General features: G+C 69.9%; 15 protein-coding genes. 11 read left to right on the top strand and 4 right to left on the bottom strand.

Translation table 11 applies throughout. The features are described 5' to 3' along the window. Window positions 1-262 precede the first annotated feature (262 nt). Complete coding sequence (locus ACNTMW_RS31670; protein ID WP_167928114.1) at window positions 263-466, bottom strand: cold-shock protein; 204 nt, start codon at window positions 464-466, stop codon at window positions 263-265. 299 nt (window positions 467-765) lie between these two features. After that, window positions 766-1,464: a class I SAM-dependent methyltransferase gene (locus ACNTMW_RS31665; RefSeq protein WP_426637697.1), complete on the bottom strand. Its 699-nt coding sequence runs from the start codon at window positions 1,462-1,464 to the stop codon at window positions 766-768. A 422-nt stretch (window positions 1,465-1,886) separates the two neighbouring features. Here ACNTMW_RS31665 and ACNTMW_RS31660 point away from each other — a divergent pair, with 422 nt between their 5' ends. Continuing rightward, entirely contained in the window at window positions 1,887-2,090 is a 204-nt protein-coding gene (locus ACNTMW_RS31660; protein WP_426637660.1) for a cold-shock protein, read from the top strand. Between the two features lie 66 nt (window positions 2,091-2,156). Here the strand turns inward: ACNTMW_RS31660 and ACNTMW_RS31655 are convergent, their stop codons facing one another. Then, on the bottom strand, window positions 2,157-2,444 hold the full coding sequence (locus ACNTMW_RS31655) for a hypothetical protein (RefSeq protein ID WP_426637659.1): 288 nt from the start codon (window positions 2,442-2,444) through the stop codon (window positions 2,157-2,159). A 49-nt stretch (window positions 2,445-2,493) separates the two neighbouring features. Beyond that, window positions 2,494-2,862: a helix-turn-helix domain-containing protein gene (locus tag ACNTMW_RS31650; protein WP_426637657.1), complete on the bottom strand. Its 369-nt coding sequence runs from the start codon at window positions 2,860-2,862 to the stop codon at window positions 2,494-2,496. A gap of 1,303 nt (window positions 2,863-4,165) precedes the next feature. On the opposite strand from ACNTMW_RS31650, the gene ACNTMW_RS31645 reads away from it, so the two are divergent. The 10 genes from ACNTMW_RS31645 (at window position 4,166) to ACNTMW_RS31600 (ending at window position 14,138) form a co-directional block, all read left to right on the top strand. Beyond that, a complete protein-coding gene (locus tag ACNTMW_RS31645; RefSeq protein WP_426637656.1) occupies window positions 4,166-5,806 on the top strand; it encodes an FAD-binding protein in 1,641 nt (546 codons plus the stop codon). Continuing rightward, entirely contained in the window at window positions 5,803-6,204 is a 402-nt protein-coding gene (locus ACNTMW_RS31640; RefSeq protein ID WP_426637655.1) for a 4Fe-4S dicluster domain-containing protein, read from the top strand. Before ACNTMW_RS31645 ends, ACNTMW_RS31640 begins: the two co-directional genes overlap by 4 nt. Next, window positions 6,197-7,222, top strand: a complete 1,026-nt coding sequence (locus tag ACNTMW_RS31635; protein WP_426637654.1) for an ABC transporter substrate-binding protein — start codon at window positions 6,197-6,199, stop codon at window positions 7,220-7,222. The genes ACNTMW_RS31640 and ACNTMW_RS31635 overlap by 8 nt, the downstream gene beginning before the upstream one ends. Further along, window positions 7,219-8,145 (top strand): ABC transporter ATP-binding protein, encoded by a 927-nt coding sequence (locus ACNTMW_RS31630; protein WP_426637653.1) that lies wholly within the window; start codon window positions 7,219-7,221, stop codon window positions 8,143-8,145. Before ACNTMW_RS31635 ends, ACNTMW_RS31630 begins: the two co-directional genes overlap by 4 nt. Beyond that, a complete protein-coding gene (locus tag ACNTMW_RS31625; RefSeq protein ID WP_426637651.1) occupies window positions 8,138-9,010 on the top strand; it encodes an ABC transporter permease in 873 nt (290 codons plus the stop codon). Before ACNTMW_RS31630 ends, ACNTMW_RS31625 begins: the two co-directional genes overlap by 8 nt. After that, entirely contained in the window at window positions 9,007-9,546 is a 540-nt protein-coding gene (locus ACNTMW_RS31620) for a flavin reductase family protein (RefSeq protein ID WP_426637650.1), read from the top strand. Before ACNTMW_RS31625 ends, ACNTMW_RS31620 begins: the two co-directional genes overlap by 4 nt. Next, window positions 9,543-10,157 carry a malonic semialdehyde reductase gene (locus tag ACNTMW_RS31615; protein WP_426637649.1) on the top strand — a complete coding sequence of 205 codons (615 nt, stop codon included), beginning with the start codon at window positions 9,543-9,545 and terminating at the stop codon, window positions 10,155-10,157. The genes ACNTMW_RS31620 and ACNTMW_RS31615 overlap by 4 nt, the downstream gene beginning before the upstream one ends. Window positions 10,158-10,200: 43 nt before the next feature. Beyond that, complete coding sequence (locus ACNTMW_RS31610) at window positions 10,201-11,112, top strand: TauD/TfdA dioxygenase family protein (protein ID WP_426637648.1); 912 nt, start codon at window positions 10,201-10,203, stop codon at window positions 11,110-11,112. After that, a complete protein-coding gene (locus ACNTMW_RS31605; protein WP_426637647.1) occupies window positions 11,112-12,473 on the top strand; it encodes an LLM class flavin-dependent oxidoreductase in 1,362 nt (453 codons plus the stop codon). Before ACNTMW_RS31610 ends, ACNTMW_RS31605 begins: the two co-directional genes overlap by 1 nt. A gap of 786 nt (window positions 12,474-13,259) precedes the next feature. Then, a complete protein-coding gene (locus tag ACNTMW_RS31600; RefSeq protein WP_426637646.1) occupies window positions 13,260-14,138 on the top strand; it encodes a tyrosine-type recombinase/integrase in 879 nt (292 codons plus the stop codon). Window positions 14,139-15,756 lie beyond the last annotated feature (1,618 nt).

Below are 15,756 nucleotides of genomic sequence, written 5' to 3'. Positions count from 1 at the left end.
CGATTCGGCGCCCGTTGGACGCGCCCCGCTGCTCCCATTCTGCTCCCCTACCCTCGGCCGCCGCAACGACTTCGAGCTGGGCGCACTGACACGACCCCGCGGTGAGGTTCGCGAGGCGGGCAAGCCTCAAGAGCATCGATCCCCGCATTGTCGGTGAGACAACTGCGGGGATCGATCCAGTCGGTTTATGTGGGGCCGACCATCCCGTCGTTCATTGGTGCGACCGCGCGGGTCTGAGGTGCCGGCCGCACGCGAGCTTTGATCAGAGCGGACGAACGTTCTCGGCCTGCGGGCCCTTCTGGCCCTGCGTGATGTCGAACTCGACCCGCTGGTTCTCCTCAAGCGACCGGTAACCGCCGGACTGGATGGCGGAGAAGTGGACGAACACGTCGTCGCCGCCGCCGTCCTGGCTGATGAAACCGAAACCCTTGTCGGCGTTGAACCACTTCACGGTGCCCTGTGCCATTGCCGTTCTCCCTTGTCAGGCGAGGATCTGCACCACGCAGATCCGGAAGCCGTTGGTCTAGCGGCCCCACATCGCCCAACCCGCTGGCGACGCATCTGCGGTCTGCCAACTGGCCGGGATAAGGCGAACCACCGATCCAATAACTTCGTTCACCCTAACAGGGACGCGGCGGTGGCGCGCAGTCGTCGTGTGACTCCCCGGGTCCGCCGGCACTGGCTACTCGTAGGGTCAGCCCCGCCGACGAGGCGCCGTTGGACCGCAGCGCGGGACGCGGCCCCGCCATTTGCCGAGCGGCACGGTCAGCGACGCAGCCCGAGGACGTAGGCGTGTCGGATCTGCGCGTCCTCGGGCGCTCCGATCATGGAAACCGGGTAGCTCGCGACGACCTCCAGGCTGTCGTGCGGCAGGTAGACCCGGCCGGGATCGCCGATCAGGATCCGGGCACCGCGCGCGGCGGCGCGGTGCAGGAACGGCAACATCCGCTCGGCCATGGACCGGCTGTAGAAGACATCTCCGGCGAGCACCACCTCGGCGTCATCACCGTCACCGTCGAGCAGATCGCCCCGGCTTACCTCGACAGCCACGTCATTGGCATGGGCGTTCAGCGCTATCGCGGCCAGAGCGTAGGGATCGATGTCGTTGGCGGTGACGGCCGCCGCACCGGCCACCGCCGCCGCGATGGCCACCAGACCCGACCCGGAGGCCACGTCGAGCACCCGCAGACCGGCAACGACGTCGGGATGGTCCAGGACGTACCGCGCGACCGCCTGACCACCGGCCCAGGCGTCAGCCCAGAACGGCGGCGGCAACGCCGCCCCCACCTGAGCCTCCAGCCTCGCCCGCAGCACGATCGCGTCCTCGGCGAGGTGCAGACGGATCTCGGGCACGAAGGGCACCTCCGCGAGGCGTAGTCCGTCGTGACCGGCTGCGTCGGGCACTACGAAGGGATCGAGGACGGGGCGGTCGTCGGTGGTCAGGGCGGGTGCCGTCCGATTCATCACTTGCCCAGCATGCCGCACAAATCGGAAACTGATCGGCTCGTCGGCGACATCGGGCTTCTCGTACCCTGCGCGCCAGGCCACGCTGCTGGCATGCGACGGCTGGAACCGCACCGACCGGGCCAAGTCCGTCACCGCAGCGGTGGGCGCTGCCGGGGAGCCGAAATCGGCATTCTGATTCCGTCACCACAGGCACGGCGTTGACCGGCCCCGATCGACGACGCAGACGAGGGGCACTGCCGCCCGGAGTGTCACCGCAGAGCGTGTACAGTCCACAGAACGGTTTCTTACTTTGTGGTTGCCTTCTGCCCAGTTACGGCCCGGATCGGTCTGCTTGCGGATTCGTCTTGGTTCGCCGCTGCTTGAGACGGCCATCTGGCCCTCGCAGCGCGAGGGCCGTGACCGCACAGAAGGAGATGTCCTTGTCCACTGGCACCGTGAAGTGGTTCAACGCCCACCAGGGTTTCGGCTCCATCCGCGTCGGTCGCGACGGGCCCGACGTGCTCGTACACCACGCCGCGATCCGGACTGACGGCTTCCGCGAGCTCCAGGAAAGCCAGCGGGTCGAGTCCGACATCGCCCCGGGCGCCAAGGGCCCGCACGCGGACGCCGTCCGCCCGATCTGACTCAGACTCCCGGGCCCACTGTGGTCCGGGCGGCGCCGCACGGCGCCACGGTGCTCGGGCCCCGCATTACTGCCCTGTGCTGCGGGGCCCGACCTCACCATCCCCCGCCACCGGCGGGGCCAGCCGGTACGGGGCCAGGTCGCCAGGCGGGCGGGCGTGGGCAAACTCCAGGCCCAGCCACTGCCAGGCCTGCTCGATAAGCGTCTCGTGGTCCGCCGTCGGCCAGGGCTGCCCGAACGTGTGGTGGCAGAAGGCGAGCCGGTCGCGCAGCGCCCGGGCATCGCGCCCCAGAGCAGCAGCCGGATGCCCTTCTGACGCGGCCCGTTCAGCACCGCCTCGACCAGCATCCCGCACGGCTTACCATCGCACCCCCCACGGGCGAACTACGGCCAGCTCGCGCTTGTCACCGTACGTGCGGCGCAGCCTCCCCGACCGAGGGTTGCGCCACCCTCTGAGCGGCGGCGCCCTCGAGTTGGGTGATACGCCTGCGGGCCACGGCGAGCTCGTCTTCGGCGCGTACCACCCGGCAGGCCGCAGCGAGGGTCATGCCTTCGTCGACCAGCTCGCGGGCCCGGCCCGCCAGCTCCAACTGGTGACGGGAGTAGCGCCGGTGCCCGCCGCCGGAGCGGTGCGGCGTGAGCAGTCCTGCCTCGCCGAGACTGCGCAGGAAGCTGGGCGTGACGCCGAGTATCTCGGCGGCGGCACCCATGCTGTAGGCGGGGTGGTGCACGTCATCGAACTTGCCTGCCGACGCCGGCTTGGTGTCAGCCAAGTATCACCTTCCGCAACGCGGTCAGGGGCCCCGGCGCGACATGGACAGCGCCGGGGCCCAACGGAGGTAAAACACCATCTATTGACTTCACAATGCGCTCATGACACGCCTCACCACAGAAGTGACGGCGAAGCGGAGCGCTTGCGGGCGCCTTCCGCACGGTCAGGGACGCGGGTACCGAATGCACCGTCGCGCCGACCGGAGCGGTCGAGGCCGCACCGCTGCAATATCGATGTCTGACCTCCTTCCTCACAAACCCATCGGATGCTCAAACTCGGCAGTGCTCTTCTGCGGCGGTCCGGCCCTGACGATCAGGCCTTTCCGCCACCGGGTCAGCGACTCCGTCACATCGATGCGACAAAGCCACAACTGCCGACCCGACGGGCCAACCGGCACGCCTGTCGCGCGACCGGCTTCCCGTTCGGCGTTCACCGTCGAACCTCTTCATCAACTTCAGATAAGTTAACCGCCCGGCGACATTATTTCTAGTCCCGCCATGGCAGATTTTATAGGCCGGCAGATGGCCGTGGACTCCGCCGCCTCGCGGGCATCGACGTGGACGATGACCGGGCGGTACCCGACACCGGCGCGGCCCGGTCGACCCATTCCCCGGCCACGTTCGACGATCAGGGCGGTCGGGGCACAGCGTCGTCCACGGCTCGACCGCCCCGCCGGCGGACTTCACCCATGAACAGAACAGACGTCGATCCGTCCTCGACGGGCTCATCACCGAGCATGGACCGGCCGCGTAGAACTGCAGTTCACCCGCGATGCCAGAGTTTTGAAACCCCACACGAAGTCACGAGCCATTCCTACTAAATTGATAGACTAAGTAGGTGATTCGCGTCACAGTGTGCTGACGGTCCGTCACCGCCGCGGTTAGCGTGCATACATGGATCGAAGCAAGCGTCTCGTCCGGCGCCGCTTCGTCGACTTCCTCCGGGTGTGCAGCAGCACCTGTTGAGTCTGACGGCGTAGCGCGAGCACTGACCGTCCCATCACACCCCGCCGCGACGGCCGCCGTGTGACACCGCCCGTGCGGCTGACCCCACCGGGCCAACGCCGTGGTCGGTCCCCACCCCCTCCCGTGCCGGGATTCCCACCCGCCGCGGCGCGGCGAACCGCCCCGCGCCTGACGGTCGGGTCGGCCCGGACGCCGGGTCCGCTCCCCCGCTGCGCCTTCCCGCATGCGACGACGCCGCGTCGGCGTCGCCGGCACCGTGTCGTTTCCGTTCACCCGGGCTCCGCCGCCGATGCCGGTCGCCCCCACCCATCCGCCGCCTGACCGCGAGGAGACGCACCGATGACACACATCTCCCCTCGACATCCCACCCGGTCCCGGCAGGCCGCCGCTGTCGCATTGTCCGCCGACGTCGTCGTGATCGGCGGCGGGCCGGCGGCGACCTGGGCGGCGTTGAGCGCCGCCGAATCGGGGGCCGACGTCGTCCTGGCAGACAAGGGGTACTGCGGAACGAGCGGGCCGACCGCCTCCGGCGGCACCGGCGTCTGGTACGTCGAGCCGCGGCCGGCCGCCCGGGAGGCGGCGATGGCCAGCCGGGAGGGGCTCGGCGGGTACCTGGCCGACCGGCGCTGGATGGCCCGGGTCCTGGAACAGACGTACGAGAACATGCACCGCCTGGGTACCGAGGGCCGCTATCCGTTCCCGGTGGTCGACGGTGCCCAGGTGCGCACGGGGGTGCAGGGGCCGGAGTACATGCGCCGGATGCGCGCCTGGATCAAGCGGCGCGGGGTACGGGTGCTCGACCACAGCCCGGTCCTGGAACTGCTGGTCGACGCGACGGGTGGGGTCGGCGGGGTGGCCGGATACCGGCGTCAGCAGCACCGGCCGTACCGGGTGCACGCCGGCGCGGTCGTGGTCGCCACCGGCGGTTGCGCGTTCGGAAGCGGCGCGCTGGGCACGAACGTCGACACCGGCGACGGTGCGCTCATGGCCGCGGAGGTGGGCGCGGCCCTGTCGGGGATGGAGTTCTCCAACGCGTACGGGATCGCCCCGGCGTTCACGTCGGTGACCAAGACCGCGTACTACAACTTCGCCTCCTTCTTCCACCCGGACGGCACTCCGCTCGAGGGCGCCGGCAGCCAGCGCGGCCGGTCGGTGATCGCCCGTGCGCTGCTCCGCGGCCCGGTGCACTGCCAGCTCGACCAGGCCGACGCCGACACGCAGGCGGCGATGCGCCGGGGCCAGCCCAACTTCTTCCTCCCCTACGACCGGCTCGGCATCAACCCGTTCACCCAGCGGTTCCCGGTGACGCTGCTGCTGGAGGGCACGGTGCGGGGAACCGGCGGGATCCGGGTCGTCGACGGCGACTGCGCCACAGGCGTGCCCGGCCTGTACGCGGCCGGCGACGCGGCCACCCGGGAACTCATCTGCGGCGGGTTCACCGGCGGCGGCAGCCACAACTCGGCGTGGGCGATGTCGTCGGGCACCTGGGCCGGGCGGGCCGCCGCCCGCCACGCGCGTGGGATGCGGGGCGCGGCCGGCCGCCCGCGGTTGCACCCGGCCGGCGAGGCCGGGCTGCGCCCGACCGGACCGGCGACGGCAAGAGTGGACCACCGGGTGGTACGTGAGGTCATCTCCGCGTACGTCCACCCGTACGACCGCAACTACCTGCGCCACGGCGACCGGCTGGCCCCGGCGCTGGCCGCGCTCGACGAAACGTGGGCGGCGCTGCGCGCCGGACTCGGGGGCGGTAGGGGCGACGGCTACGACCCGGTCCCGGCGCGGCAGGTGGCCGCTATGGTCGCGCACGCCCGCTGGATGTACACCGGCGCACTCACCCGTACCGAGAGCCGCGGGATGCACAAGCGGGAGGACCATCCGGACACCGACCCCGGCCAGTGGCACCGGCTGGTCGTCAGCGGCCTCGACGAGGTGCACGTCGAGACCGAGCCGGTACGGCCGGCACTGGCGACCGCATCATGATCGAGATCGTCTCCGCGGCGCGCTGCATCGGCTGCGACGTCTGCGTCGCCGTCTGCCCGACCAACGTGTTCGACCCGACCCCCGGCGGTGGACCGCCGGTGATCGCGCGGCAGACCGACTGTCAGACCTGCTTCATGTGCGAGGCCTACTGCCCCGTCGACGCCTTGTTCGTCGCGCCGCACGCCTGTCCACTGCCGACATCGTCGCCCCTGCTCGACGAGGAGTACCTGGTGGCCACCGGGCTGCTGGGCAGCTACCGCAACGAGATCGGCTGGGGCAAGGGGCGTACCCCCGGCGCGCGTACCGCAGTTGGGCCGCCACTGCCGCCGGCCCACATCACCGCCGCGGTCGGCCGATCCGCCGACCCGCTCACCCCGGAAGGAGCCACTGGTGCGTAGGAGAAGAAGACTCAGGACGGCCGTCGCGACGATGGCGGTCGCCGTGGCGGGGCTGGCCGGCTGCGGCACGGCCGGCGCCTCGCCCGGAAAGCAGGTCACCGAGCTGCGCTACCAGGGCTCGGTCGGCGCGGTCACGCTGCCCGAACTGGCCGCCGACCTCGGTTACCTGGGCAACGTGAAGCTCAAGTGGATCGGCAACACGATCAGCGGCCCGCAGGACATCCAGGCCGCCACGACCGGCGACACCGACTTCGGCGGGGCGTTCAACGGGGCGATCGTCAAGCTGAAAGCCGCGAATGCGCCGATCAAGGCGGTGATCGGCTACTACGGCGTCGACGAGCAGTCCTACGGCGGGTACTACGTGCGCGACGACAGCCCGATCAAGTCGGCCCGTGACCTGGTCGGCAAGAAGGTCGGCATGAACACCCTCGGGGCGCACTACGAGGCCGTACTCAAGACCTACCTGACCCGAAACGGCCTGTCGGACGCGGAGGTCAGGCAGGTCACCGAGGTCGTGGTGCCCCCGGTCAACGCCGAGCAGGCGCTGCGGGCGGGCCAACTGGACGTCGCCGTGCTCAGCGGTCCGCTGCGGGACAAGGCCCTCGCCCGCGGCGGCATCCATCCCCTGTTCACCGACTACGACCTGCTGGGGAAGTTCACCGCCGGCAGCTACGCGTTCCGCGCCGACTTCATCAAGAAGAACCCCGACACGGTACGCGCCTTCGTCACCGGCGTCGCGAAGGCGATCGAGTGGGCCCGCACCCAACCACGGGACACCGTCATCGCCGAGTACGAAAAGATCCTCAAGGCCCGGAGCCGCAACGAGGACGACAGCCAACTGCAGTACTGGAAGAGCACCGGCGTCGCCGGCACCGGCGGGGTCATCGTCGACCGCGAGTTCGCCACCTGGATCGACTGGCTCACCAAGGACGGCGAGCTGAAGGGCAAGACGGTCAAGGTCGCCGACCTGTACACCAACGAGTTCAACCCGTACCGGTCGGGCGGTGACCGACGGTGACGGCGAAGATCAGTTTTCAGGGCGTCGGCAAGACGTTCTCCTCCCGCGGCCGCCAGCTGAGCGCGCTGGAGGACATCACCTTCGACGTACGCCGTGGCGAGTTCCTGGCCCTGGTCGGGCCGAGCGGCTGCGGCAAGTCCACCCTGCTGGACCTGCTGGCCGGGCTGTCGGCGCCCACGACGGGCGCGATCGAAGTCGACGGCGCGCCGGTGACCGGTCCGGGGCTGGACCGGGGCGTGGTGTTCCAGCAGTACGCCCTGCTGCCCTGGCGCACCGCACAGGCCAACGTGGAGTTCGGCCTGGAGGCCAAGGGCGTCGCCCGACGCGAACGCGCCGACCGCGCCCGGCACTTCCTCGACCTGGTCGGCCTGTCCGGCTTCGGCGACCGGTACCCGCACGAGCTGTCCGGCGGCATGAAACAGCGCGTCGCGATCGCCCGCAGCCTGGCCTTCGACCCGGACGTCCTGCTGATGGACGAGCCGTTCGCGGCGCTGGACGCCCAGACCCGCGACAGCCTCCAGGACGAACTGCTGCGCATCTGGGAACGCACCAACAAAACGATCGTGTTCATCACCCACGGCATCGACGAAGCCGTCTACCTCGGCCAGCGGGTCGCCGTGATGACCTCGCGGCCAGGCCGGATCAAGAAGATCATCGACATTCCGCTCGGATCGCGCACCGAGACCGAGGACCTGCGCTCCGACCCGACGTTCGCCCGGTACCGCCACGAGATCTGGGCGTTGCTGCGCGACGAGGTCGTCACGGCGCAGGAACAGGAGCGCACCGCCGGCCGTCGGGACGCCGACGGCGAACACCGGCCCCGGACCCGGTGGCACGGACTCGGGCGCAGCCGGCCGCCGAGGCGCGACAGAAGACCCGGACCAGCCGCCAGCAGCGAGCATCAGGAGGCCCGCGTTGACTAGCACCGCCTACTCCACCCGCGCCGACACCGCTGCGACAGCTGCCAATTCACCACCGGCCGGATCGACGCCGCTCGCTGGCGGCACCCGTCCGCTCCGCCGGCGACGCCCGATCGCCCTGCTCGGCGCCGCCACGCAGCGCACCGCCGCCATCGCCGCGCTGCTCGCCATCTGGGAGACGTTCCCGCGCCTGAACCTGGTCGACCCGACCTTCCTGCCACCGCTGTCACAGGTACTCAAGGCGTGGTGGACCCTCGCGGCCACCGGTCAGCTCGCCCAGCACGTCGAGGCCAGCCTGGTCCGGTCGCTGTCCGGATTCGGGCTCGCGATCATCGTGGCCGTGCCGTTGGGTCTGCTCATCGGCTGGTACCGGCCGGTCGCGACGCTGCTGAACCCGCTGCTGGAGGTGTTCCGCAACACCGCCGCCCTCGCCCTGCTGCCGGTGTTCGTGCTCATCCTCGGGCTGGGCGAAACCTCCAAGATCGCGATCATCCTGTACGGCTGCGCCTGGCCGATCCTGCTCAACACCATCAGCGGGGTGCGCACCGTCGACCCGCTCCTGGTCAAGTCGGCCCGCTCGCTCGGTCTGTCGCCGCTGCGCCTGTTCAGAAAGGTGGTCCTGCCGGCCGCGGTCCCCACCATCTTCACCGGCATCCGGCTCGCCGGCGCGTACTCGATCCTCATCCTCATCGCGGCGGAGCTGGCCGGCGCGAAGGCCGGCCTCGGGTACCTCATCACCTACGCCCAGTTCAACTTCGCCGTGCCGGACATGTACGCCGGCATCATCACCATCTCGGCCATCGGCCTGGTCATCAACCAGCTCCTGGTCCTCCTGGAGCGCCGGTTCTCCTCCTGGCGGACCTCATGACCGCCGCGCCCCCGGCAGTGAGCGCCGCGCCGTCCGCAGTGAACGCCGATGTGCTCCGCGCTCTGCTGCGCCACCAGGCCAGCACGGTGACCGTGGTGACCGCACCCGGAACGCCTCCGGTCGGCTTCACCGCCACCTCGTTCACGTCGGTGTCGCTGTCGCCGCCGTTGGTGTCGTTCTGCCTCGCGCGGACCTCCTCGAGCTGGCCGACGGTGGCCCGGGCCGGGCACGTCGCCGTGCACCTGCTCTCGCAACGGCAGCAGGCCCTTGCCCGGACATTCGCCACGAGCGGGATCGACCGGTTCGCCGAACCCACGGCGTGGCGGCCCGGCCCGCACGGCGTACCCGTCCTCGACGGCACGCTCGCCTGGCTGCTGTGCCGCGTGGTCGACCGGGTCGCCGCCGGCGACCACACCGTCGTGCTCGCCGAGCCGCTACTCGCCCGGCACGGTGAATCGGACGCGCCGCTGCTGTACCACCAGGGTGGCTACACGGCCCTCGTACCCGCCGTACCACGAGCGGGAGCCGCGACGTGACCGCCCGCGCCGCCGGGGACCTGCTGGCGCTGGACGCCGCCGCGCAGGACCTACTGTTCCGCGCGGCCCGCACCGCGAACACGTTCACCGACGAGCCGGTCACCGACGAGCAGATCCACGCGATCCACCGCCTCATCCGGTACGGCCCGACCGCGTTCAACGCCCAGCCGCTGCGCATTCTCCTGCTCCGCTCGCCGGCGGCACGGCAGCGGCTGCTGCCCCACCTGGCCGAGGCCAACCGGGCCAAGACCGCCGCCGCACCGCTGACGGCGATCCTCGCCGCCGACACCGCGTTCCACGAGCACCTGCCGCAGGTGTTTCCACGCCGACCCGGCCTCGCCGACCGGCTGGCCACCGACCCGGCCGGCCGGCACGCGCAGGCCCGCTTCAACGCCGCGCTGCAGATCGGCTACCTCATCGTCGGCATCCGCGCCGCCGGCCTGGCCGCCGGCCCGATGGCCGGCTTCGACCCGGCCGGCATCGACGCGGAGTTCTTCCCCGACGGGCGGCTACGCGCGCTGCTCGTGGTCAACATCGGCCGCCCCGGACCGCACGCCTGGGACGGGCGACTACCCCGCCTCACGCACGACGACGTCGTGCGGACCGCCTGAGAAGGCACGACTTCATCATGCAGACCGTCCAAGGAGGACAACCATGACCACCACCCACACCGGCCTCGACGTCAGGAAGATCGGCGGCCGGATCGGCGCCGAAGTCGTCGGCCTCGACCTGTCCACCCCGCTCGACGCGGGGACGGTATCGGAGCTCACCGCCGCGCTGCTGGCCAACAAGGTCCTCGTGTTCCGCGGCCAGCACCTCGACGATACCGGCCAGGTGCGTTTCGCGGCCGCGTTCGGGCCGCTGACCACCGCGCACCCCACGGTGCCGGCGCTGGACGGCAACGAGCACATCCTGCCGGTCGAGGGCGGCGAAGGGGCACGGGCCAACAACTGGCACACCGACGTCACGTTCGTACTCACCCCGCCCAAGGCCAGCACGCTGCGCGCCCTGGTCGTGCCGCCGTACGGCGGCGACACCCTCATCGCCAACGCCGCGGCAGCCTACGCCGACCTACCCGAGGAGCTGCGGTTACTGGCCGACCGACTGTGGGCGGTACACACCAACGACCACGACTACGCCACCCACCCGCAGTTCCGCACCGAAGAAGCGGTCGAGCGGCACAAGGTGTTCGTCTCCCGCCCGTACTCCACAGCCCATCCGGTGGTGCGGGTGCACCCGGAGTCCGGGGAGCGGGGCCTGTTCATCGGCGGCTTCGCCCAGCGAATCGTCGGCCTGTCGAACACCGAGTCACGCGACATCCTGCGGCTGCTGCAGGCGTACGTCACCCGGCCGGAGAACGCGGTCCGCATCCGATGGTCACCCGGCGACCTGGTGCTGTTCGACAACCGGATCACCCAGCACTACGCCGCAGACGACTACGGCGACCTGCCCCGCCGGCTGCACCGCGTCACCGTCGCCGGGGACGTGCCGGTCGGCGTCGACGGCCGACGCAGCCACGTCATCGAAGGCGACGAAGCCGACCACTACACCCCGAAGGCAGCCTGATGAGTACCCGACACGGCACACTGCACCTCAACGCGTTCCTGATGGGCGTCGGACACCACGAGGCCGCCTGGCGGCTTCCCGAGGCCGACCCGTTCGCCCACGTCGACGTCGCCCACTACCAGCACCTCGCCCGCATCGCCGAACGCGGCAAGCTCGACTCGCTGTTCCTGGCCGACGGGCCCGTCCTGTGGAACGACCTGGGCCGCCGGCCGGCCGGCACACTGGAACCCACCGTACTGCTGACCGCCCTCGCGGCGGTCACCAAGCACATCGGACTGATCGCCACCGCATCGACGACCTACAACGAGCCCTACAACCTGGCCCGCCGGTTCGCATCGCTGGACCACATCAGTGGCGGGCGGGCCGGCTGGAACATCGTCACCACCGCCGACCTGCAGGCCGCCCGCAACTTCAACCTCGACTCCCTGCCCGCACACCGCGAGCGCTACGAACGGGCCGCCGAGTTCGTCGAGGTGTCGCTGAGGCTGTGGGACAGCTGGGACGACGACGCCGCGCTCGGCGACAAGGCCGCCGGGGTGTGGGGCGACAGCGCGAAGATCTACCCGCCCGCGTACGCGGGCAAACACTTCCAGGTCGCCGGAGCGCTCAACGTACCCCGCCCGCCACAGGGCCACCCGCTGCTGGTGCAGGCCGGCTCCTCCGAAGACGGCAAGGACTTCGCCGCCCGCTACGCCGAGGCCGTCTTCACCGCCCACCAGACCCTCGCCGACGCGCAGGCGTTCTACGCCGATCTCAAACGGCGCGCCCTCGGCCACGGCCGGGACCCGGACACGGTCAAGATCCTGCCGGGCATCGTGCCGATCCTCGGCGCCACCGAAGCCGAGGCCCGCGCCCTGGAGGCCGAACTGGGCCGGCTCATCCGGCCGGAGTACGCCCTGCCGCAGCTGGCCGAACTGCTCAAGGTGTCGCCGGCGGCACTGGTTCTCGACCGGGAACTGCCGGCCGACCTGCCCGACGAGGACGCCATCGAAGGGGCCAAGAGCCGCCGCACCCTGGTGGTCAACCTGGCCCGCCGCGAACGGCTCACCGTCCGTGAGCTGATCGGCCGGCTCGGCGGCGGCCGCGGACACTTCACCGTCGCCGGCACCCCGGCACAGGTCGCCGACACTATCGTCGAGTGGTACGAAAACGGCGCGGCGGACGGGTTCAACATCATGCCGCCGGTACTGCCGTCCGGGCTGTCCGCCTTCGTCGACCACGTCGTGCCGATCCTGCAGCAGCGCGGCCTGTTCCGCACCGACTACGACGGCCGGACCCTGCGCGACAACTACGGCCTGCCCCGCCCGGCGAACCGCAACACCGCCGCTCCCGCGCCGGCCCTGACCGGCGACGGCCGGTAGCCCCTACGGGTGCGTGGCCCGCGCGGGTAAAGCCGTGCGGGCTACGCAGCCGGGGGCCGAGCTTCCCGGGGGCCAGCGGACGCGGCGTACGAAGGAAGTTGCCGGGCGGAATGATTACCGGCGGTGGGAGCGGGTCAGGCTGAGGCGGGGGCATGGGCGACAGCGGCACGGCCATGATCAGCTCGCCCGGCAACGAGGAAAAGATCAGGCTGCTCAGTTAATCGTGCGGGGACGTGTACGAGGTGGCAAGCCTCGACCGTGCACGGTCGTGGAATGCGCCTCCCCACCGCGGCGATCACCGCGGGCTCCCTCATCGGCGGATGGCAGCCCGCCCGCCGGACCGGGAACCGCCCCTCGGCGGCGTGGTCCTTGCCGCGGGCGGTGCGCTGGCCGGACGCAAGTGGGCCCGGCGGACCAGCCCAGCCGTGACGACAGCGCTGGTCACGACCTACGTCGAGGCCTTCGGCCTGTCGCACCCACTGGCCAGGCGCATCGACACCTGCGCTCCCCCGCCGCGCGAGTTGGAGCGCAGTACTCTTCCGTGCCGGGAAGCGGACAACCCTCCGCATCGCGGCCCGCGCTTGCTCGCCGTGCGTTCGAAGACGCCACGTCCGCGTCCGAGCGGGCGCCACGCCGGGGTTGTACTCCACGTCGTCGCAGGCGCAGACACACGAAGCTTGCACATATTGGGTTCCATTCCTCATCGACTGGACCTCATGCCTGCGTCGAAGCGGTAACGGATCAAACCCGCAGTCAGATCCCAGGTGGAGGTGCACCATGGCGTGGATGGAACGACACGGTCCGCACTACCGGGTCCGCTACCGGTACGCCGGCCGGACCATTCTGGCCGGCACCTACGACACCGCCGACGCCGCGCACAACCGAATCGCTCAGCTCGACCAGCTCAACCGAGCCGTACGGCAACGCCTCACCACACCGCCGCCGACCCTGGCCGAATGGGTCGCCGACTGGCTCCCGGCGCATCTCGCCGGCGTGGCCACCACCGCCAGATACGAGTCGATGCTGCGCACACACACCCTTCCCGTCTTCGACGACCACCGCCCCGACGCGATCACCCGCAACGAGGTCAGAACCTTCGTCCGCACCCTCGCCACCCGGCTGTCCCCGGTCACGGTGCGCAGCATCGTCACCGTCCTCGGCCTGGTCCTGCGGGAGGCGATCGACGAGCACTACCTGCTCTTCGACCCCACCGCCCGGCTCCGGCTGCGCGACGGCCCCGGCGAGCCGCGCCCCGTCGCCACCCCGGCACAGGTCTGGCGCATTGCCGGGCGGATGCCCAACCTCCACGCCCGGCTACTGGTCATCACCGCCGCCTACACCGGCATGCGCTTCGGCGAACTCGCCGGGCTCAGCCGCGCGAACATCCACCTTGACCGCGCCGTCATCCACGTCGCCGCCGACACCGGCGCCCTCCACGAGGTCGCCGGCCAACGCTGGCTCGGCCCGCCCAAGACCAAGGCCGCCGTCCGCGACATCCGCCTACCGCCGTTCCTCGTCGACGGCCTCGACCGGCTGCTGCGCGCCCACCCCTACGACACCGTCTTCTGCACCGACACCGGCAAGTGGCTGTGGCGCACCACCCCTGCTGGCAGCCCTGCAAGAGCGTGGGCTCGACAGCGGCGGCTACTGGTGACGGCGACGTAAGTCCAGGTTCGGTCGTTACCGTGGTAGCAAAATTGCTCCCAGAAACAGATGATCGCCGATCAGAAAGATCGGCGATCATTGCCTTGACCTGCAGTTTTGGTGGGCGATACTGGGTTTGAACCAGTGACCTCTTCCGTGTCAACTTTGTTCGGTCCACCGGCCTGACCTGCCACAACAGCGTTTCGGCAGGTCAGGCCGGCTCTGTTCAACGCCCCTGACACCCCTTCGGCGCCATTGACGCTCGTTCACGGCACCCATCGACAGCCCCAATGACCGGCCCGCCATGGGGAGCATGCCGCCAGTCGTCATCCCGCCAGGGCCACCCAACATCACGCACTGCTCCCCCAATGCCACCTCGACAGCGACCATGACCAGCACAAACACCCGAGCAGCAGGGAGCAAGGTGCGCAGCCGGAGGTCGAGGGCAGGCTGTCGGCATCCCGAAGCGCCCGGGTCCAGGGCCGATGCTCGGCCGCCGGAGGCACGGCCAGGGACGGCCAACCCCGGAACCGGTGATCGCGCGGGAACAAATCAAGGCCGCATCCGACGTTTTCGCCGGTCACAGCCTTAACCTAGTCGCACGCCCGAAGAACTCGAACCCCTAACCTTCTGTTACCGACCGTCGCAATCCCTAGCTTGTGCCGATCGTCAAATCTTGGCACTGAGCTGCACAGACGCTGCCACACGGCGATCAACGCTTGTCGCCGATCGTCAACGCTTGGCACGGGTTTTCGGGGGTAAACGGGGGCGCATCCCGGCCTGCGGGTGCCCGTACCGTCGGGACGCAGGGATGTCGGCGCAGGCTGGTGCCCCGCCGGGGGCACCAGACAAATGGGCACGGTCGTCGAGATCACGGACGTTGGTGATCGAGGCAGCCGTTTCGCTTTCTGTCGATCGTGAGGGCGCGGGTCGGCGCCGGTCGGGTGGTGCCCGATGAGCGCCACGAATCGGGTGATCGTCGGTGCGGCCGGAACGACGGTGGTTGGGCTGGCCGGGGTTGCCGGGGCTATCCCTTATTCGCACGGACTATCTACACGAAGGCCGACCAGCCTAACCTTCAAATAATCTTGATTAGCCAAGCTCGCCGACCGCGCAAGAGCTGCTCCGTCTTCTATAGCACCAGCCGTCCACCGTCAACCTGATCCGGCGCGTGGATCAGACGTCGCCGCTGGCTGCCACCTGCATCGATGCGTCAGAGCGCGCCGTTCGATAGCTTGATCGTTTCGTACACGTCCCGGGTCTTGCGCTGCCTACGGTGGACCATGCCTTAGCCCCCAACGGACCACCCACTCGCACCCACGCTCACTCTGCGCTATCAGGTCTTTCCATAACGTAGCAAGTTGAGTTACGGTCATGCCTGCCTATCTGGAGCGGCGGAGGACACATGGCGGGTTGCGTCCACGGAGATGGTGTACGACGGGCTCGTTGATGAGCGTGTCGTGATGTAGGAGACGGCCACCGCGTAGATCCTTCGAGACGGCTAAGTCACAATGAGCTGTGTCAAGGATCTTGGACAGGTCCTCGTGGGTTTGCTGGTCAGGCGGCGATGCGGATCTGGTAGTCGGTGAGGGCTTCGGCTGGGGTGCGGTAGTCGAGCGCAGAGTGCAGCCGCTGCCGG

The sequence above is a fragment of the Planosporangium spinosum genome (assembly GCF_049999945.1).
GTDB lineage: Bacteria > Actinomycetota > Actinomycetes > Mycobacteriales > Micromonosporaceae > Planosporangium > Planosporangium spinosum.
The sequence above is the reverse complement of the archived record's forward strand: the minus strand, read 5'-3'. Positions and strand labels throughout refer to the sequence as shown.

What these genes read in the sequence shown, in the direction of transcription:
- ACNTMW_RS31670 (WP_167928114.1), bottom strand. Translation starts at nt 466, where the DNA reads ATGGCACAGGGCACCGTGAAGTGGTTCAACGCCGACAAGGGTTTCGGT.
- ACNTMW_RS31665 (WP_426637697.1), bottom strand. Translation starts at nt 1,464, where the DNA reads ATGAATCGGACGGCACCCGCCCTGACCACCGACGACCGCCCCGTCCTC.
- ACNTMW_RS31645 (WP_426637656.1), top strand. Translation starts at nt 4,166, where the DNA reads ATGACACACATCTCCCCTCGACATCCCACCCGGTCCCGGCAGGCCGCC.
- ACNTMW_RS31640 (WP_426637655.1), top strand. Translation starts at nt 5,803, where the DNA reads ATGATCGAGATCGTCTCCGCGGCGCGCTGCATCGGCTGCGACGTCTGC.
- ACNTMW_RS31620 (WP_426637650.1), top strand. Translation starts at nt 9,007, where the DNA reads ATGACCGCCGCGCCCCCGGCAGTGAGCGCCGCGCCGTCCGCAGTGAAC.
- ACNTMW_RS31610 (WP_426637648.1), top strand. Translation starts at nt 10,201, where the DNA reads ATGACCACCACCCACACCGGCCTCGACGTCAGGAAGATCGGCGGCCGG.
- ACNTMW_RS31605 (WP_426637647.1), top strand. Translation starts at nt 11,112, where the DNA reads ATGAGTACCCGACACGGCACACTGCACCTCAACGCGTTCCTGATGGGC.
- ACNTMW_RS31600 (WP_426637646.1), top strand. Translation starts at nt 13,260, where the DNA reads ATGGAACGACACGGTCCGCACTACCGGGTCCGCTACCGGTACGCCGGC.